Below are 17,401 nucleotides of genomic sequence, written 5' to 3' on the forward strand. Positions count from 1 at the left end.
AGGCAGGCCCCTTGGCTCGGTCATTGCGACTCCCACCGCAAGGTCCGCGCACGCATCGAGCACGCCTTCGCACCCATGAAGAGCTGGAAGATCCTCCGCGACGGTCGGCTCGAAGGCGACGGCGTCCACTACGCCATGCTCGGCATCGCCCGCCTGCACAACCTCACGCTCACCGGGTGATGGAGAAGCGAGCAGGTCATCGAGCATGTCAAAGATCATTTATGTTGCGGGCGGTGGCTGCGTTGGTGGCGGGGCGGGACCGTGAGGACGTGGCGGCGTTCTTCGGGGTGTCGCTGAAGGCCGTTGACGGGTGGTGGACGAAGTGGCAGGCCGGCGGGCGGAAGGCGCTGGTCATGCAGCCGCGGGGCAAGCCGGTGGGGGTGCACCAGGTGCTCGGGGAGGCCGAGCAGGCCGCGGTGCGGCAGGCTGTCCTCGATCACCGGCCCGGTGACGTGGGCTTGAGCGGGCAGTTGTGGACGCGGCGGCTGGTTGGCGACCTCATCGCGAAACTGTACCGGGTGCGGCTGACCGAACCAGGAGTGGGCAAGTACCTCAGGCGCTGGGGGCTGTTCTTCCAGCGTCCGGACAAGCGGGCCGTGGAGCAGGACCCGCAGGCTGTGCGCCGCTGGCACGAGGAGACCTGGCCGGCTATCCGGGCGAAGGCGAAGAGGGACGGCGGCGAGGTCCTGTTCGCCGACCAGGTCGGGATCCGCTCGGACCAGGTCACCGGTCGCACCTGGGGTGAGAAGGGCAGGACACCCGTGGTGCGGCGGAGCGGGAACCGGTTCTCGGTGAACGCCATGTCGGCGATCAGCACCAGGGGCCGGATGCACTTCATGGTCTTCACCGAGAGCTTCACCGCCGAGGTGATGTGCCGCTTCCTGGACCGGCTCGCCGGCCACTTCGACCACAAGGTCCATCTCGTGGTCGACGGGCACTCCGCCCACCGTTCCAAGAAGGTCCGCGACTGGCTCGCCGCCCATCCCGACGATGTCGAGCTGCACTTCCTGCCGCCGTACTCACCCGAGCTGAATCCCGACGAGCTGGTCAACGCGGACGTCAAGCACAGCCTGCCCAAACAGCACCGGGCCCGCGATCAGGCCGAACTCGCCGCCGAGACCCGCCGCTTCTTCCGCAGACGCCAGCGTCAGCCCCACATCGTCCGTGGCTACTTCGGCGGCCCGCACGTCAGCTACGTCCTGGACGAGAATCCCATAAGTTTCTGATCAATAGCTGGCTCCATGCGAGCGGCCTTGCCGACCGGTCCGGGTGGGCGCAGGTCACACGGGGTGAACAACCCAGGAGGGTTCGTCTCCCCGACACACGAGCGGGCCCCCGATTCGACCTGGGGCCCGCGTGTTCTCTACATCTGCCTGCTGTTCACGCCCGACGCAGTGCGGAGCGGCCCACGAAGTGCGCAGAGTCGCCCAACTCCTCTTCGATCCTGATCAGTTGGTTGTATTTCGCCGTGCGGTCGGAGCGGGAGAGCGAGCCGGTCTTGATCTGACCGCAGCCTGTCGCCACCGCCAGATCCGCGATCGTGGTGTCCTCCGTCTCGCCCGAGCGGTGCGACATGACAGCCGTCCAGCCCGCCTGGTGGGCCGTGGCCACCGCGGCCAGCGCCTCGGTCAGAGTCCCGATCTGATTGACCTTGACCAGGACCGAGTTGCCGACGCCGGTGCGGATGCCCTCGCGCAGCAGCGTCTCGTTGGTGCAGAACACGTCGTCGCCGGTGAGCTGACAACGGTCGCCGACACGGGCGGTCAGCTCGCGCCAGCCGTCCAGGTCGTTCTCCGACATCGGGTCCTCGATGGAGACGACCGGGTAGGCGTCGATGAGCTTGGCCAGGTAGTCGGCGTGCTCGGAGGGGGTGCGGCGCACCCCCTCGCCCGCATAGTCGTACATCCCATCGCGGAAGAACTCCGACGACGCTGGGTCCATGACCAGGCCGATGTCCGTGCCGGGGCGGTAGCCAGTGCGCTCGATGGCGGTCATCACGAAGTCGAGCGCCTCCTCGGCAGTACGCAGCGCGGGTGCGAAGCCACCCTCGTCGCCGACGCCCGTGGAGTGCCCGGCGGCCAGCAGATCGCGGCGCAGGGTGTGGAAGACCTCGCTGCCCATGCGGACGGCTTCGGCGAAGGTGTCCGCACCCACGGGAGCGATCATGAACTCCTGGAAATCAAGCGGATTGTCGGCGTGGGCGCCGCCGTTGATGATATTCATCATCGGCAGCGGCAGGAGGTGGGCGTCGGCGCCGCCGAGGTAGCGATACAGGGGCTGACGGTGGGCTGCCGCGGCAGCCTTGGCGACGGCGAGGGAGACGCCCAGGATCGCGTTGGCACCCAGCCGAGACTTCGTGGCGGTGCCGTCGACGGCGATGAGCGCGGCGTCGAGACCCGCCTGGTCCGCCGCGTCCCGGCCACGCACGGACGCCGCGATCTCCCCGTTGACGTGGGCCACCGCGCGGTCGACGCCCTTGCCGTGCCAGCGCGCGGAGTCTCCGTCCCGCAGTTCCACGGCCTCCCGGGCACCGGTGGAGGCACCGGAGGGGACAGCGGCGCGCCCCAGGGACCCGTCGGCCAGGACGACGTCGACCTCGACTGTGGGGTTGCCCCGGCTGTCGATGATCCGGCGGGCAGTGACGGTCTCGATAGCGGCGTCGACGGTTCCGACTGTCTGCGCGGACATGGGAGGTCCTTCCCGTTGTCGTGTGTCGTGGCCCCGGCTGCGACGACGCTGGCGCTGAGCCCGACAACGCCGAACCATACAGCAATGCTGCTCAGTTTTGCTGAACAGCATTGCTGTGTAGACCAGGTGCACAGCTTTGCTGACCAACGGGGTAAAGTGCCCTATGCCCACCTCGGAAGCCGCCGCCATCGCCGCTGAACTACGCACCGCGATGGGCAAGCTCACCCGACGCGTCACACACGAGGACCGCATCCCGCTCGGTCAGGTCGCCGTGCTCGGCGCGCTCGACCGCGACGGCGCCATGACCACCAGCGACCTCGCCGCCGATCAGCGCGTACGCCCCCAGTCGATGGCCCGGGCGGTGGGACTGCTCATGGAACAGAACCTGATCACGCGCCGGGCGCACCCCACGGACGGCCGGAAGTCGCTGGTCGAGCTGTCGGACGCGGGGCGGGCCGCGCTCGAAGCGGAGCGCGGCCGCAGGGTCGGCTGGCTCGCGCAGGCCATCGAGGCCGAACTCACCGATGAGGAGCGGGCGTTGCTGGCGCGGAGCGCCGCCCTGCTGGACCGGCTCGCCACACACTAGTTCGGAGAAGGACCGCCCTTGGTCTCACCTCCGAGACCAACCCGCGCGCCCTCGCCTGCCGCACAACCATCGCTGTTGGTGGGGACGGGATCACGCGGACAGGGAGCGCCCGTAGCTTGCGGTGCGGGCCGGCACCGAGAGAGCGGGTTCACCGCCCCTCCGGAGGTGATTGGCTTTGCATCTGGGACTGCACTGCAAGGCGGAGGCTGCCGGGTGTTGGTGCCTAGAACCCGGGACCCGGGTCGCCGCCGCGCTGCTGGCATTCGGTTGCAGCGTCGAGCCAGTCACCTGCCGGTTTGATGGCCTGCTCGCGCTCAATGCCGGAGTCCACATTTCCGTCAGTGGGGCGGGCGTCATCGGCGATGTCGCGGGCCCGCTGGCATGGATCTGATGACGGGCTGGACAGATCAGCGACAGCGCCGACGACGCCAAACGAGAGGGCGACGACCGCCGCCCCGGCCATCATCAGGCCCGCGCTCCGGTCCTGTATGAGGCGCGGCAAGTGGCGCTGCCAGCGGTAGTACGGCATGCGGTCCCGGCTGTTCACGGTGTCCCTGTCGATTGGCAGGCGATTGAGGCTTAGTCCCTACCGAATGTATCCTGCTGGATCCGCGCTGCGAGCCTTGTACCGACAATTCCCGTGGCCAGTGACTGACATTCTCGCGGCAGTCGACACGGCGAAGGTACAAGGTCAAGTTGACCAACTCGACCTCCGGCAGCGCAGTATGACTTTTCACCCGGCTGGCACTGACCGCTCGGCGATGTAGCGTCCAGTGTGATCGGACATCAGTTGGTGCAGGGGTTGGTGAGGTCGTCGTGCGTGAGGGTGACGCGGGTGGCTCTGCCGGCTTTGCTGGCGATGGTGGTGGATGGCATGACGGGGACATGGGTTGCGCGCGGGGCCGCCGGGACTCCTCCGGTCCCTTGGCGGAGGCGAGTCGGCTGAACCCCACGCATGCTCCACGGAGGCTTTGACGGCCCGTATCCTGATCGACTCGGAGTGTTGACTCGTTGTCGGCCTGTGGGGACAGGCTGGGTTGGGGGCCGCGTTGCTGTACAGGTTTAATCCGCCGCCAAGTTGGCCGACTCCGCCCGCCGGGTGGACGCCACCACCCGGATGGCGCCCGGACCCCTCTTGGCCGCCGCTGCCGGAAGGGTGGCAGCTGTGGGTGCCAGACACCACGCGTGAGGCTAGTGCCGTCGACGTCACCGGTCCCACTGCGGCAGGAACAGACCAGCACGTCATCGGCCCTGTGCCCCCATTGCAGCCGGCCCCTGCACCCGCCCCCTCAGGGGATGCCCTGACACCCCCGCAGCCACCCATTCCTCCCGCGCGCCGTGGCGGTCTGTTCAGCAGGCGACGGCGTGACGACTCTGAAGAAATCGTGCAGCTGAGGGAATGGATAACCCGCACGCAGGGCAGGGACGCCGTCCAGGTTCAGGAGGCCTTGCACCAGGCGCGTGAGGAAGCAACGGCTGTACGCGCAGCCGCCGATGCAGAGGCCGACCAGATCCGCCGGCAGGCCCGCGACGAGGTGAAGCAGCAAAGAGAAGAGGCGAAAACTGCCGGCAAGGAGGCTGCCCAGGCCCGCAAGGAGGCAGAGAAGATCCGCAACGAGACCTATAAGGCCAGTAGCCGGCTGGCCGAGCTCCAAGCGCAGGTGGTGACCACCGATGAAACGGTGATGCTCCAGCAGGTCGGGATCTACGCCTACCGGCACCAGCTGGAGGACGCCATCGCCTACCGCACGCGTCTGGACTCCTTGCAAGCCGACATCAAGAATCTCGCCCGCACCGACCAAGCGGTGCTCGCCGCACAGGACTGGACGGTCAACGGGTCGGTGCGCGCAGGACGCAAGATGGTCCGGGACTTCTCCAAGCTCATGCTGAGGGCGTACAACGCCGAGGCGGACTACGCGGTACGGACCATGAAACCCCACCGCCTCACGTCGCTCGTCGACCGTCTGTACAAGAGCCGGGAGACCATCGCCAAGCTCGGCGCGACCATGAACATCCGGATCTCCGACGCCTACCACGACGCCCGCGTGCGCGAGCTCCAGCTGACGGCGGACTTCCTGCAGAAGAAGGAAGAGGAGAGGGAAGCCCAGCGGGAGATCCGGGCCCGCGAAAGAGAAGAGGCGGCCGCTCAAAGGGAGTTGGACCGTGAGCGTGAGAAGCTCCAGAAAGAGCAGCGTCACTACCAGGCCGCACTGGAGCGGCTCCGGGCGCGCGGGGACGCCGATGCGGTAGCGGAGATGGAAGCGAAGCTGGAGGAAATCGAACAGGCCCTCAGCTCCGTCGAAGCACGTGCTGCCAACATCCGCGCCGGATACGTGTACGTGATCTCCAACATCGGAGCCTTCGGCGAGCGCATGGTCAAGATCGGCATGACACGACGCCTTGAACCACTGGAACGTGTCTATGAGCTCAGCGGTGCCGCCGTGCCGTTCCGATTCGACGTCCACGCCCTGATCTTCAGCAAAGACGCGGTTGGCCTGGAGTCCCAGCTCCACCAGGAGTTCGCGGAACACCGGGTCAACCGCGTCAACGCACGCAAGGAATTCTTCCGCGTCACCCCGGCCCAGGTACGCGAAGCCCTGCAAAGGCATGCCGGCCAGCACCTCGTCGAGTTCGCCGAGGAGCCGCAGGCCTTGGAATGGAGGGCCAGCCAGGCAAGCTGATCTCCCACTCTGCATCCGCGGCAGGACACCGGCTGTGGATGCAGATCGGACCTCCGCGTCAGACGTGCTCCGGACCCGAGCCCGAGGCTGTTCCGGCCACGGAGACCGCGACGCCGTTATCGCCGGGCTCACCCTGCCCTGGAACTCCGGCGTCGTCGAGGGTCACGTGAACCGGACCATGATGCTCAAGCGTCAGATGTTCGGCCGAGCAGGCTTCACCTTCCTGCGGAAGCGAGTCCTACTCGTGCCATGCCGGGCCCCCGCCGCGCCCCGTCACTCATGAGGGGAGTGTCTGTTTCACGGGCCGAGCTGGATGGGCTCAGATGGAGCGCCAACGGTGATCAATGCTGTCAAGAAAGTTGCGAGGTCGCGCGGGGAGAACAGGTCTGCACCGGCATAGGAAACGATTTCGCGCGGGTGCCACCACTTCAGACCGCTGATGTTCTCCGCGGCGAGCTGGTCGTCGGACAGGGTGCCGCGCGGTTTGAATGCGGCAGTGCGTACAAGGAAGTAGTCGTTGATGACGCCGTCGTAGCCCTCGGCATGCCCAGCGGCTACGACTTCCTGGTGCCAGACGTGCGGCGGATCGGTGGGTACGGCAAGACCGACCTCTTCCTGCAGTTCGCGCCTCAGCGCGGCAAACGACGTCTCGCCCGGCTCGATTCCTCCGCCGGGAGTTGCCCACACCACGGTTCCTGCTGGTTCTGGAATCGCGAACCGGCAGAGAAGGATTCGCTCCTCCTCGTCGAGAATGCTTGCGCGGACTGAATGACGCAGGTTCACAGACGGCATCCGGACACGCTAGCTGCCTGCAGCAAGCGGTGTGATCGAACAGGCTGGGCAAGCCTAATAGCTCACCGTCACCGATCACGGAAGGTGGGTCAGAACCCGAGAACGCGAGCCGTTTGTTGACAGTTTGGGGAGTCGCTTCGCGTGCCGCCACCATGGTGAAGGGCGACGCGTTCGGGAGTCAGTCATGGCTCCAGGCGGGCGTTGTCAGCGCTTGTGGTGTCTTACCGATCGGGCCGGGCTTGCGGTTTGTCGGCCCGACGCCGCTCCGTGGGTCGTCATACTTTTCGATTCAGACGCAAGCCATCCAGGAAGCGCGGCGATGGCTCGTCGAGCGGGGAGTCGCCTCCTCGGCCTGAACATGAGTGACCGTCCTGGCCGGGACGGCCGCGGATGACGCCACACTCCGGCACTCCGGCAGGTCCTCGCAGGCGCTGGTCCCGCTCGTCCAGGCGGAGCGGCTGCGCTGCTGGTGACCGCACGCACTGACGCCGTGGTCGGCCAAACCGGCTGCATCGGATACGCCCGCTGGCGCAGACGACGGTCCGGGTCCAGACGTTCTCGCCCTGAGCGTGGCGAGCGGGGCGCCCAGGTGCTGGGCCAGAGTGGCAGGACCGGTTGGGCCTGCCGATTGGCGGTGGCCTTGTGCCCGGCGAGGAAGTCCTTCTCCGGCGACATCCCGGAGCCGGTCGTCCTACGCGCCTGCGCCTGCGTCTGCCGCACCGGCGCCCCGTGGGTCGCCGGTGGCGCGCCGGTAGGGCATACTGACGCCTCCCGTGCAACAAAATGTTTAAGGAGGGGGGAGTTGGCAGCCTGTTTCAGGACAGTCACCGAGGTGGGGGAGGCTCATCTTGCCCAAGCTCAGGCCCTGGGCCGCGCTTTCCAGGAGGCGATCGCGCCCGCCACCGTCAACTACGACTTCGGTCACATTCGGGATGCCGCCGCTATGCTTCCCGACAGCGACATCGTCAAGATGGTCCGCGGCTGGGGGCTTCAGGAGGAGGCGCCGATCCTGGTGATGGCACTCTCCCTCAAGGAAGCGGTCCGCCAGGCGCTCGCGCCAGAGGCGGCTCAGGCGTCGTTCTGGGACACCATCGAGCGCGACCTCGTGGATGCCTTCACCGGTCTCGCCGCGCAGGAGGGCGAACCGGGACTGGCCTACTACGAGGAGGGCCCGGACCACACGAGCTACTACCGCGACTTGTTCTTCGCCCTCCAGGACGAGGAAGCCGGCGCGTACCTGTACGCCGTGGCCTTCTGCACCGACGTCACCGTCGGCTTCGGCAAGACCCGTGTGGGGACCCTGAGCCTCACCGACATCGCACCGTTCGCGGTCCGGCTCAACGCGATCGTCGTGCGCCAGAAGCTCGCGAACGTGGCCTGATCCTCGGGTCATCGTCCGCCGCTTCACTTCGGGGCGGTCCCGCGTACGTCCTGCGGCCGGTCTCCCCGCAGTTCCTCACGACCAGTCACGGCCCGCCGTCCCGGGCTGTCGTGGGCGATCCGCCGCCCCAGTGTGACGACGACGGTGATGGCCGTGTCGATGGCCACAGGCGTGCTCCGCGGCATGGCAGCGGCCGGGGCATCGGGCAGCGAACGGGATCCGACAGCAATCCAGGGCAGCGAAGAGGAGCCGAGGCCGGGAATCGCTCGGATGCGGATCACCGCCCACCTCGCGCAGTCGCTTCGCGATCCGGATCGTCTCAATCTTCCCCAGACGGATCGGGGAGGGGCGCTTAGATCGCGTCGTCCCAACGTCTTTCGGGGGCTTTCTCACCACGCTCAATGCCTTCGCCACCAGCCGTCGACGCTCCTTCGCGGACTCCCACTCATCTCGGCCCGCCGGCGCACCCGCCCCTACGGGGACTTCGAGCCCTACCTGGGCTGACGACCAGCACGGGAAAGGGCCCAGTCCCGAGCCAGGAGAACTCCGGGTCGGGCCGTACCGCGCCGCAACCCGCGCTTCACCGGCCGGGACAACCTGCTCAACCAGCTGCACCAGCGTTGCGCGTTGAGGTGCCCGAGTACCTGCGCATGCGGCACGGTTTCCTGGACCCGGCGCTGATTGCTGCTGAGCGCCCACCCACCTGGCCACGATCCGACACGCCCTGGCACACACCGGCTCAGCATTGCGCTGGTTCCCCCGAGCCCGACCGCCAGGCCGAATGGCTGACTGCGCTGCCTCCGATGCCCCTCGCGGGCCGCAACCTGGGACTCAGCCGGACAACCGGCCTCGCACTCGGCCCGGTCAGCGGCCTGACCGCCGGACTGCACACCTGGCTCTCGAGTCCCTCGGCGCTGAAGACGTCGAGCAGGGTGAGTGAGAAGTAGGCGTGCGCGGAGGCCTCGTCGATGAGCCGGCGTGCGTCACTGGTGAGTTCCTGACGGGCTGCGGAGACGTCACCAGTTGCTCTGTCTGGTCGGGTGGCGCGGGGGAGTAGAAGGCGAACTGCTCCAGGATGTGCAGCATCTCGGCTTCGGTGCACGCAGGCCGCCCTCGCGGACGTACTCGACGGATGCCCTGACGTTCCCGTCACCGTCTCCCAGGCCCGCTGACCTCCACCCGCGCCCTGGCTCGCGCTTCGCCGCGCCTCACGGACCAACTACGTTCACGTTCCGCCGACGAGAGGCGGCTGGCTGCGCGGCACCGTGGGTGCCCGCAAGGGACGGCTGCAGCGCTCCGGGAGCAAGTGGCCGAGCCGCGGCATCGCATTCTTTCGGACGGTACTGGCTGGTAGGGGCGATGCGGTGGATGGTCCAGGGCATGATCGCAGTCATGTCCCGTGAGAGTGATGCTGCCTGCCTGGTGTGGGAGGTCCAGTTGTACGAGCCGTTCAGCCGTGTGTGGATCAGCAAGGGCTACGGACGTGCGACCACCGACGCGGACCCGGCCGAGTTCTGCCGTGCTGTCTTGGCCGGCCATCTCGCGCGCGGCCCGGTCCGATGTGGGGAAACGTTCCGGGCAGTCGTCCGCACCGGCAACGGCGAGAACCTGACCGTCACAGCGGACGAATTCCCCGCCCGGAGTTGGACGGTGGATCCAGCACTCTGTCAGATGCTGCCCACCTACCTCCGCGACGCCCTCACCTGACCCCGTTCCACAGGCCCGGCGCCCCACATGCTTCCGGCCCCCCTCGACGTTGGTGTCGAGGGGGGCCGGTGCGTTGGTAGCGGGGACAGGATTTGAACCTGCGACCTCTGGGTTATGAGCCCAGCGAGCTACCGAGCTGCTCCACCCCGCGTCGGTCCGCACAGCCTACGTCATGCGCCAGGCATTACCCGGACACGGGCCGGGGCTCCACAGCGCGTCACGCGTGCCGTCGGGCACGTACAGGAGCGTCTCCACCACGGGATCGCCGTGCATCAGGATCACTCGAAGCAGGAGGACTTCGTGCTCACTGCTGTTGAGGTCCACCGTCTGCCCGCGCCGCCTCGACAGGCGCAGTAACCGTGGGGAACGCACGGTAGAACGCCCCATGCACGTGGCCGCGCTGCGGTCGTCACCGTGTCGGTCCCGCGACCGCGTGGGCCGCCGTGGTGCCGGCAACCGTGAGTACCTGGGCCGTCCATGTGCCCGCTGCCGTGCCCGGCGGCAGCTGTATCCAGCTCGCCACCTGCATCGGCGCACTCGTCGGGGGCGGGGCCAAGAACGAGAACGAGAGCCAGGCGAAGGGCGGCGTCCAGGCGTACTGGCCGCCCGGGATCGTCGCGCCCAGCGCGACCAGTCCCATCAAGCCAGTGCTGTCCCGGACGACGAACGCGGTGGTGGCCATGTCCTCGCCCATCGCCTGTACTGTCAGTAGCACCATGCCGACGACCGCTCCGCAGAGCAGCACGTGTGCCGCTCTGCGGGGAACCCAGCGGATCGCGGCCGTCCGGTCCCGCGCGAGGTCTTGCCCGCTGAGCCCGATCGAGGCTGCCATCGCCCCGATAGCGAGGGCGAGCACGGGCAGTCGCGAGTCACTGGGCCCCTGCTGCCGTCCCGGGCGAGTGCCCACACCGCCACCGCGCTGATCACCACCGCGGCGAGCGACGCGGGAACGTGACGCGAGCGCGCGTACAGCGTCAGCCATCTCACCGGGACGCACCGCCTTTCAGGCGTCGAACGCGTCGCCTTTGCAGGAGAGTGCGGCGGCGCGCATCGCGTTGATCCATGAGAGCTGCTTGGCCCGCGGCAGGGCTTTGAGTTTCTTCCCCACCGGGCGGGTCTCGGCGTCGGCCTCGCGGCGCAGACTTGTCGGCAAGGTGGCAGGAAGCGACCTGAAGGCTCCGAGAACCCAGCCCGCCGGGACAGTCTGCGCGAATTCATCTCCGCCGAAGCTGCACCAGCCGACGGGGGAGCACCCCGGCACCATGCCTTTGGCGATCAGGGCCCGGGGCAGCTCGTCACCCTTCGCGGCGGCGATGATGTCGTCGCCGAAGTCGAAGAGCACGGGCTTGCGGGACCACCGTGGCGTGGAGCCTTCCGGCAGTACGGTGGCATTCTCCCGGACCGACACCGGCGCCTGGCTGCCCAGGGCGTCATGCAGCCGGCGCAGCGCTTCCTTGCCGGGATCCGCGAGGTCTGCGAGTCGCGCCGCCAGGGACTGGAGAGCCGACCACGGTGAGCGGATTGCCGCCCACACCAGCCTCGTCGGCGGCCCTGATGGCCCGCCACACGGGCACACTACTGCGACCGGTGCCCGGCCGACCATCACAGCACCCATCCGGGCTGCCCAAGGAGTAGCAAGCCTCAGCGCGCAGTAGCTCGCGGCCTGACCAGGAGGGGCCGGCTGCGTGCCTGTGCCAGGACTGTTTGCGGCGGGCGGGAGAGCGGTACGTTGCCGAGGCAGGAGTTCGAAACCGACCGTCCACGACCGCCCGCACTCCGGGCAGCCGGCCGTCATGCCAGCCTGCACCGCCTCGGTCCTCGCCCGCGACCGCCGCCAGTGCCACGACCGGCAGGCGGACGCGCAGAACGCCGCCATCGCCTTCGCCGATGGCATCAGCGGACCACCACACCCACGGCCCCGCGTCGTCGTCCACAAGGGCGATCAGCCGCAGCCGGGGAACACCGTCCCGGCCCACCCGGCCACCGTAGGAAACGAAGGGAGCCGTCAGGAATCCCCCGTCGCACTGGCGATCAACTGTCCCCGGCGTCATGTACGGAGAGTGGCCTCGCCATCCTGGTCAGGCGAGATCTGTCAGGTCCTCCGCGAACACCTGCGACAGAGGCTGCGGTCCCACATACTGCTGGCAGTTGCACTGACCAGCCTCGTAACGCAGCGGCTTCTTGTTCTCGTCCCAGGCCACTGGCACCTCGACACGCTCGTGGCACTGGCCCTGCTTGTCGTGTTTGGCGAGATGGTGCGTGCATCCGCACACTGGCTCCGGGGACTTGTTCGCTGCTTCGACGGCCAAACGTTCCTGTTTCGCCGCCTCCAGCAACTGCAACTTGCGCTCATGTCGATTACGCAGTGCGGTGCGGACGTTGTCCGCTGCCCACGCGAAGCCACCCGTCCAAAAGACGATGAGAACCCACCAGAACCAGTCCATCCGCTGTCCCCTCCCCCTGTGCTGCTGCGGACCAGCATAGATGGCCCATCGGAAGCGCGTTCGCATTGTCATGCGGGTCCCAGACACAGCTCTGAGACCACGGCGGACGTGCATGCGCCGCACAGCCGCGCGGGCGCATGCTGTCGCTGCTGAGTGCTGCCATGGATGGGGTGCGTGTCGATCTCGCCGGGCAGTCGGCTGGTATCGGTCGGTGGTGCTGGTGCATGCGTTTGTCACCGGAGCCGAGGTCAGCGACAGCGAACGTGACATCACTGCTGGGGGCGTCCCGTCCGCCCCGGCGTCGGTTTTCGCCGGGGTAGGCGGTGAGCAGGGGGGAGGAGCGGTCACCTACCCGGGTGAGCAGGCGCAGCACGGTGGCGGTGCGGTCGTCAGGTTGAAGGTGCGGACAGAGCGAGGCCAGATGATCTGGGGCGTTCAGGCCGTGGTGCAGAACGGCGCGGGCCTGGGCGGGGGAATGCGTCGATGATGCGGCCGAGCGCACTGGTGCGGATGTCCCGGGCGAACATGGCGGCGTACTGGTACAGGTGCAGGGGTTCGACTGCGGCGTCCAGGAGAGGTCTGGGCAGTTACTCCCACAGGGAAGCGCAGCGTGCGTGCCGTGGCAGTCGCCCCGCACCGACACCGAAGACACCACCCCCAGCGCAGGAGGCACCGACATGCAGCGGGAACAGCAGCTTGCCGTGGTCGAGGAGGCAGCCCGCCACTCCTGCAGATTGGCGCCCGGCCGGCCTTTCGGTCACGGATCGGTTGCCGTGCAGGAGGGCAGTGGGCTCGCCGTGCACCGCCCGAGATGGCGTTGCGACGCGGCTGCCGCGTGCGTCGGGTTGCCTCATGGGGCGACGGCTACGGTGACCACCGCTGGCTGTAGTTAGGCCTCGTACTCTGTGAGATCGATCCCGTACACCCGCAGGTCGTGGCCCGTGTCCGGGTCTTGCGCCGTGACCGTCGCCCGCATGCCGAGTTTGTCCAGCACGTTCGCGGACGCGGTGTCGCTGGTGCGGCACACGGCGACGACCCGTTCCAGACCGCGGTCTTGGAGGGCGAACTCGAGCGTTGCCTGGGCCGCCTCCGACGCGTAGCCCTGTCCCCAGTACTGGCGCCCGAGCCGCCAGCTGATCGCCACTTGGTCCGCGACGGCGGGCGGGGAGTCGGCGAGGTACAGGCCGACCGCTCCGGCCAGCTCGCCGGATCCGAGGAGTTCGACGGCGAAGATCCCGAAACCCTCTTCGTCCCACTCCTCCTCCCAGGCCTCGATGTCCTGGGAGGTCTCCTCAAAGGAGCGCGGCGCACCGTCGCCGATCCACCGCATCACGTCAGGGTCGGAGTGGATCTCGGACAGGGGGACGAGGTCGTCATCCAGCCAGCGGCGCAGGAGAAGACGGGGAGTGTGGATCTCGGTCATGGTCCCATCTTGCCCTCTACTTCCGTGTGGCTCTCACCACGAGTTCCGGCAGATTTGGCCCCCCATGCCGCTCAAGACCGTGAAGACGGTGTCCTTGGGCCTGGTGGGGTCGGTAACGGTATGGGCTGGCCCGTCTGCATTACAGTGCGTTGCCCGGATGGCTGATCTGGTGTCCTGGCTGCGCTGTGTTGTCGGTGCCTCCTGCGACGGTGGGGGCATGACGCCCGCCACTGTGGAAGCTGTCCCCGACGTGTTGGTCGCGATGTTGCGCGTGCCCGTGTGGAACACGCTTGCCGAGCGGGCCGATGGTATCCGCCGCTTTCTGCCCGCGTGTCCGGGGACGGCTGTGGAACGCTTTGCCTGGTTGCGGTCGCTGAGCCCTGAGCAGGCGCGCCGTGCCGCTCTCCTTGACCGCCTGGAGGCTCTGTGTGGGCACCTTTCCGGCCGCCCGGCTCTCGGCTATGGCGGGGACGATCCGATGCCGGAGGCGGCTCTGCAGGAGGCTGAGGGGTTTAATCCGCAGCTTACGGCTCTCATCGCCGCCTACCGGGCTGCTCGTGGGGTTCCGGTCACTGCAGCTGGATAGTTGTGGCCACCGCATGCTGTGTGGTGTCGACTGGAGTCGGTGATCTGGAGCGAGCAGTGCGCCATCCGCGTCCTCGCCGGCTACGGGGCGGATCCCGACTGCATCCCGTTTGGCCGCATCCTGTGCGGTTGGTGGTCGAATTGAGCTTACGCGGGTGGTGGGGGTGTGATGGCGTTCGGGAGGGCTTGATGGTCGGGTCCGGTAGACATGGGATCGCATTCCGGTAGGGCTCACTGCTGTGGGCTGATCGTGTGCGCCGGCGTGCACCGGTCGGCGTTTGCCTGCCTTGAGAGCGAGAGCATGGCGCGGTGTTGCTCGAGTCGGGCGCGGAGGCTTTCGCCTGAGAGCCTGCTTTCGATCCTGAGCTTCGCCTTTGCCCGGCTCAGGAGCCGAACAACGCTGACTTGGGCGCTTGTTGGGAGGTGTCCGGCGGTGAGATTCCACGTTGAAGGGGTGGCTGCGTGCTGCGCGTAAACGCATAATTCTGACCATGACCACGCGACGCAACGACAACGATGGCTGGACCATCGAGGAGTCGCCCGACGGCACCCTCACCCGCTTCAGGGTCGACCTGGAGCGGGTCGGCTGGCTCGAGGACTACCAGCGAGCCATCCTCGCAGAGGACGCTGATGGCCGGGGCATGACGCTGCTCGAGTACGTCGGCTGGGTCTGCAGGATGCCTGACTCCGAACTGCACGTGTACCGCGACCGAGTCATGGAGGGCAGCCACGGGCCGCGCCTGGCGGCTGTGTATAACGCCTGGTTGGATGCACGGATGACGGTGCGGGAGACCCAGATGCTGTTCCCAGGCTGGCGGCCGGGTGAGCCGGACAGGTGGGCATAACAGGGCCTTGGATTGTGAGCGCTGTGGTCAACCAGCAGGTGTCGACGGCGGGTGGGAGAGCGGTGCCTGGGCCGCGGGCCAGTGCACGCCAACGTGACGACTGTGTCCTTGAGAACTATCAGTCCCGTTCGGCGTCGTGGGAGGCCGGCTGCCCGCTCCTGCGGGAGCTTCGGCGGGTGATTCGGACGCCTGCGCATCCAGCTAGGCCTGCAGGGGTGCTTGCTCAGGTCGACCGTGCCCGGGGCGAGGTGGTGCAGGTGGAGCTCCCACAGCAGCCGGCCGGTGTCGTAGGTCCGGTTGTAGATCACGATTCAGCGCCCGGCCAGGACCTCTGCGAGGCGGGGGAGGATCTCGGAGAACGTGGGCGCGCTTGCGGCCATGGCTTTCCCACCGGCCGTGAGAGTCCGTGAGCCCCCGGCCAAAGCGGCATGGTCTGTTCGTGTGACAGGGGCTGGCGCCGCACGGAACTGCTGTCTCTAGCCGCCGCATAGTGGCGGCATGACTATCGATCAGGCTGACGAGCTATCCATTCTGCACGTCCCCCAAGCGGCGGTCCTGGCACGGCAGCTTGTGGAGTCGGTGAGCAATCACCAGATGAGGAGGGCGACGGTAGTCCTCGCCTCCTTCCGCGGCGGCTACTGGCTGCGCCGGTTCATCGAGGAGCCCGCGCTGGGCGCCGCCGTGGAGCCGCCCGACCGCCCGACCTCGGTGAACTGGGCGGGTGTTCTGAAGCTGCTGCGGACGCCCGAGCTGCTGGACGACAATCGCCGAGAGCCCGGCACCATGGGCCCCCATCTGACCGTGCTGGAGATCGCCGCATCGCTTGCCGCGGGTCACCCCCTTGACCTGCGTCGGGCGGCCCTGCAGCTTTCCGGGGCGGAATGGAGGGACGTCCTGCTGAGGATGGAGTCGGCTGCCGACTTCGTGTGATGCCTCGGCGGCGCGTTGCTTCCCCGGAGTGATCTGGGTGGGCGACCATGCCGCGATGAATCCTGACGGGCTCTACCGCCGCCCCGTACGTCTCGTCTCTGCGGCACGCGTGGTCGTCGCTCCAGTCGGCCGCCTGGTCCGTCGCCTTTGTGCTCGTCCGATAGCCCGTCACAGCCGGGATAGCCACCAGCGGCTGCCCACGGCGTCAGCAGCGTCTGCCGGCACCGACGGTTGAGGTCAGCACGGGCAAGCGCAACGAACCTTGGCGCCACGCGTCTTCTCGCCTCAAGTCGGGTGGTCGACGGGCGTCTGGGTGGGGGAGTATCTGCCCAGGTGTCGCTTGTTCATGAGGGGTCGTCATGGGTTCCATCCGCCGCGCCGCGCCACCGGTGCTGCTCGTCTGCCTGTTGCTGGCGGGCTGTTCATCCGGTTCGCACTCCGGGGTGGGCGTCTCGGGCAAGGGCGGAGCGTCGGCGACGGAGGCGTCAGGCACGGCTGTACCTGCAGGAACAGCGCAGATCCCCGGTGGGTGCCGGACCACAGACGACGTACACGGTGCAGCAGCAGCCGCCTGCGGGCCACTGCCATTACCGGTACGAGAAGGGTGAGCCATTCGTGGATCCTGCGTGCACACCGGGTGCGACCTCGTCGGCCGTGACGCAGGCGAACCTGGAGGCGACGATCTGCCGCAAGGGCGGTTACACCAAGAACGTGCGGCCGTCGGAGTCGGTCACCCGCAAGGAGAAGCAGCTGAATGCCGCCTCGTACGGCTACAAAGACAGCTTCGGGGGTGCCGAGTACGACCATCTCATCTCTCTTCAGCTTGGCGGTGACCCGAACGACGCCCGCAACCTCTGGGTCGAGCCGGCCGACCCGGGCCACCAGCCGGGCAGCGGGGTCAACAACAAGAAGGACCCGGTGGAGACGAAGCTGCACACCGCGGTGTGCTCCGGCAAGGTCAGGTGAGACCGACCCGGCTGAGCGCGGTGGTTCAGTCGGAGACCATGGCCTGCTGCGCCGCGGCCAAGGTCGCGAGCGATCAGTTGGCCCTTCATCAGAGCTGGTCTGCCGGAAACGGGTTCAGGATTCCTGGAAGTTCGTGTGAACCACTTCGCGGTCTCAGGTCTTCGTGAGGTGAAGGCAGACACGACAGGCTGATGGAGCAGTCATGGTGGTTCAGATGACCCGAGCGGCGCTGTCGCTCGCGGGGTGCATCCGGAAGAGACGGGAAGGTGGCTTGTGGCACTAGGGGCTGTGTGATGTTGTGATCAGCCAGTTGCCTTCAGGAGGAGGTCGTTGATCCAGATCATCGAGGCACGCAGGTGGAGGCCGGCGAGGT

16 protein-coding genes, 1 tRNA gene and 3 pseudogenes are annotated in these 17,401 nt (G+C 67.7%); 11 read left to right on the forward strand and 9 right to left on the reverse strand.

The window, feature by feature from the left end:
* Window positions 1-21 precede the first annotated feature (21 nt).
* Window positions 22-180 (forward strand): annotated as a pseudogene (locus tag ACIRVH_RS40095) (IS5/IS1182 family transposase); the annotation flags it as partial.
* 44 nt (window positions 181-224) lie between these two features.
* Window positions 225-1,226, forward strand: coding sequence for an IS630 family transposase (locus ACIRVH_RS40100; RefSeq protein WP_403964479.1), 1,002 nt, complete (start codon window positions 225-227; stop codon window positions 1,224-1,226).
* Between the two features lie 154 nt (window positions 1,227-1,380).
* On the opposite strand, the gene eno is transcribed toward ACIRVH_RS40100, so the two are convergent.
* Window positions 1,381-2,688 carry a phosphopyruvate hydratase gene (gene eno, locus ACIRVH_RS40105; protein WP_403964434.1) on the reverse strand — a complete coding sequence of 436 codons (1,308 nt, stop codon included), beginning with the start codon at window positions 2,686-2,688 and terminating at the stop codon, window positions 1,381-1,383.
* Between the two features lie 163 nt (window positions 2,689-2,851).
* On the opposite strand from eno, the gene ACIRVH_RS40110 reads away from it, so the two are divergent.
* Complete coding sequence (locus tag ACIRVH_RS40110; RefSeq protein ID WP_403964437.1) at window positions 2,852-3,274, forward strand: MarR family winged helix-turn-helix transcriptional regulator; 423 nt, start codon at window positions 2,852-2,854, stop codon at window positions 3,272-3,274.
* 223 nt (window positions 3,275-3,497) lie between these two features.
* On the opposite strand, the gene ACIRVH_RS40115 is transcribed toward ACIRVH_RS40110, so the two are convergent.
* Entirely contained in the window at window positions 3,498-3,803 is a 306-nt protein-coding gene (locus tag ACIRVH_RS40115; RefSeq protein WP_403964439.1) for a hypothetical protein, read from the reverse strand.
* Between the two features lie 856 nt (window positions 3,804-4,659).
* On the opposite strand from ACIRVH_RS40115, the gene ACIRVH_RS40120 reads away from it, so the two are divergent.
* Window positions 4,660-5,955 carry a DUF4041 domain-containing protein gene (locus tag ACIRVH_RS40120; protein WP_403964441.1) on the forward strand — a complete coding sequence of 432 codons (1,296 nt, stop codon included), beginning with the start codon at window positions 4,660-4,662 and terminating at the stop codon, window positions 5,953-5,955.
* A 297-nt stretch (window positions 5,956-6,252) separates the two neighbouring features.
* On the opposite strand, the gene ACIRVH_RS40125 is transcribed toward ACIRVH_RS40120, so the two are convergent.
* A complete protein-coding gene (locus tag ACIRVH_RS40125) occupies window positions 6,253-6,747 on the reverse strand; it encodes an NUDIX hydrolase (protein ID WP_403964443.1) in 495 nt (164 codons plus the stop codon).
* Between the two features lie 802 nt (window positions 6,748-7,549).
* Here ACIRVH_RS40125 and ACIRVH_RS40130 point away from each other — a divergent pair.
* A complete protein-coding gene (locus tag ACIRVH_RS40130) occupies window positions 7,550-8,128 on the forward strand; it encodes a Type-2Aa cytolytic delta-endotoxin (RefSeq protein ID WP_403964445.1) in 579 nt (192 codons plus the stop codon).
* 23 nt (window positions 8,129-8,151) lie between these two features.
* Here the strand turns inward: ACIRVH_RS40130 and ACIRVH_RS40135 are convergent, their stop codons facing one another.
* On the reverse strand, window positions 8,152-8,295 hold the full coding sequence (locus tag ACIRVH_RS40135; RefSeq protein ID WP_403964447.1) for a hypothetical protein: 144 nt from the start codon (window positions 8,293-8,295) through the stop codon (window positions 8,152-8,154).
* A 1,225-nt stretch (window positions 8,296-9,520) separates the two neighbouring features.
* On the opposite strand from ACIRVH_RS40135, the gene ACIRVH_RS40140 reads away from it, so the two are divergent.
* Window positions 9,521-9,835: a hypothetical protein gene (locus tag ACIRVH_RS40140; RefSeq protein WP_403964449.1), complete on the forward strand. Its 315-nt coding sequence runs from the start codon at window positions 9,521-9,523 to the stop codon at window positions 9,833-9,835.
* A 74-nt stretch (window positions 9,836-9,909) separates the two neighbouring features.
* Here the strand turns inward: ACIRVH_RS40140 and ACIRVH_RS40145 are convergent.
* The 4 genes and pseudogenes from ACIRVH_RS40145 to ACIRVH_RS40160 form a co-directional block, all read right to left on the reverse strand.
* Window positions 9,910-9,986: transfer RNA gene (locus tag ACIRVH_RS40145), tRNA-Met, on the reverse strand.
* 258 nt (window positions 9,987-10,244) lie between these two features.
* Window positions 10,245-10,822, reverse strand: a pseudogene (locus ACIRVH_RS40150) (hypothetical protein).
* A 16-nt stretch (window positions 10,823-10,838) separates the two neighbouring features.
* The gene (locus ACIRVH_RS40155) at window positions 10,839-11,369 is read right to left on the reverse strand and encodes a hypothetical protein (RefSeq protein WP_403964451.1); all 531 of its coding nucleotides are present in this window, start codon (window positions 11,367-11,369) and stop codon (window positions 10,839-10,841) included.
* A 544-nt stretch (window positions 11,370-11,913) separates the two neighbouring features.
* Entirely contained in the window at window positions 11,914-12,279 is a 366-nt protein-coding gene (locus ACIRVH_RS40160; protein WP_403964453.1) for a hypothetical protein, read from the reverse strand.
* Between the two features lie 143 nt (window positions 12,280-12,422).
* On the opposite strand from ACIRVH_RS40160, the pseudogene ACIRVH_RS40165 reads away from it, so the two are divergent.
* A pseudogene (locus ACIRVH_RS40165) lies at window positions 12,423-12,598 on the forward strand (exonuclease SbcCD subunit D); the annotation flags it as partial.
* 570 nt (window positions 12,599-13,168) lie between these two features.
* On the opposite strand, the gene ACIRVH_RS40170 reads toward ACIRVH_RS40165, so the two are convergent.
* Window positions 13,169-13,702 (reverse strand): GNAT family N-acetyltransferase, encoded by a 534-nt coding sequence (locus ACIRVH_RS40170; RefSeq protein WP_403964455.1) that lies wholly within the window; start codon window positions 13,700-13,702, stop codon window positions 13,169-13,171.
* Between the two features lie 64 nt (window positions 13,703-13,766).
* Here ACIRVH_RS40170 and ACIRVH_RS40175 point away from each other — a divergent pair, with 64 nt between their 5' ends.
* The 4 genes from ACIRVH_RS40175 to ACIRVH_RS40190 all read left to right on the forward strand — a co-directional run bounded on the left by ACIRVH_RS40175 (window position 13,767) and on the right by ACIRVH_RS40190 (window position 17,028).
* Window positions 13,767-14,288, forward strand: a complete 522-nt coding sequence (locus ACIRVH_RS40175; RefSeq protein WP_403964457.1) for a hypothetical protein — start codon at window positions 13,767-13,769, stop codon at window positions 14,286-14,288.
* Window positions 14,289-14,778: 490 nt separating this feature from the next.
* A complete protein-coding gene (locus ACIRVH_RS40180) occupies window positions 14,779-15,132 on the forward strand; it encodes a hypothetical protein (protein ID WP_403964459.1) in 354 nt (117 codons plus the stop codon).
* Between the two features lie 498 nt (window positions 15,133-15,630).
* Window positions 15,631-16,062, forward strand: a complete 432-nt coding sequence (locus tag ACIRVH_RS40185; protein ID WP_403964461.1) for a hypothetical protein — start codon at window positions 15,631-15,633, stop codon at window positions 16,060-16,062.
* A 654-nt stretch (window positions 16,063-16,716) separates the two neighbouring features.
* Window positions 16,717-17,028 carry a hypothetical protein gene (locus ACIRVH_RS40190; RefSeq protein WP_403964463.1) on the forward strand — a complete coding sequence of 104 codons (312 nt, stop codon included), beginning with the start codon at window positions 16,717-16,719 and terminating at the stop codon, window positions 17,026-17,028.
* Window positions 17,029-17,401: the final 373 nt, after the last annotated feature.

It is taken from the genome of Streptomyces sp. NPDC101165 (genome assembly GCF_044768135.1).
In the GTDB taxonomy this organism is placed as follows: Bacteria; Actinomycetota; Actinomycetes; order Streptomycetales; family Streptomycetaceae; genus Streptomyces.

Coding starts and splice junctions, on each gene's coding strand:
- eno (WP_403964434.1), bottom strand. CDS start 2,688: ATGTCCGCGCAGACAGTCGGAACCGTCGACGCCGCTATCGAGACCGTC.
- ACIRVH_RS40110 (WP_403964437.1), top strand. CDS start 2,852: ATGCCCACCTCGGAAGCCGCCGCCATCGCCGCTGAACTACGCACCGCG.
- ACIRVH_RS40115 (WP_403964439.1), bottom strand. CDS start 3,803: ATGCCGTACTACCGCTGGCAGCGCCACTTGCCGCGCCTCATACAGGAC.
- ACIRVH_RS40125 (WP_403964443.1), bottom strand. CDS start 6,747: ATGCCGTCTGTGAACCTGCGTCATTCAGTCCGCGCAAGCATTCTCGAC.
- ACIRVH_RS40140 (WP_403964449.1), top strand. CDS start 9,521: ATGTCCCGTGAGAGTGATGCTGCCTGCCTGGTGTGGGAGGTCCAGTTG.
- ACIRVH_RS40160 (WP_403964453.1), bottom strand. CDS start 12,279: ATGGACTGGTTCTGGTGGGTTCTCATCGTCTTTTGGACGGGTGGCTTC.
- ACIRVH_RS40170 (WP_403964455.1), bottom strand. CDS start 13,702: ATGACCGAGATCCACACTCCCCGTCTTCTCCTGCGCCGCTGGCTGGAT.
- ACIRVH_RS40175 (WP_403964457.1), top strand. CDS start 13,767: ATGCCGCTCAAGACCGTGAAGACGGTGTCCTTGGGCCTGGTGGGGTCG.
- ACIRVH_RS40180 (WP_403964459.1), top strand. CDS start 14,779: ATGACCACGCGACGCAACGACAACGATGGCTGGACCATCGAGGAGTCG.
- ACIRVH_RS40185 (WP_403964461.1), top strand. CDS start 15,631: ATGACTATCGATCAGGCTGACGAGCTATCCATTCTGCACGTCCCCCAA.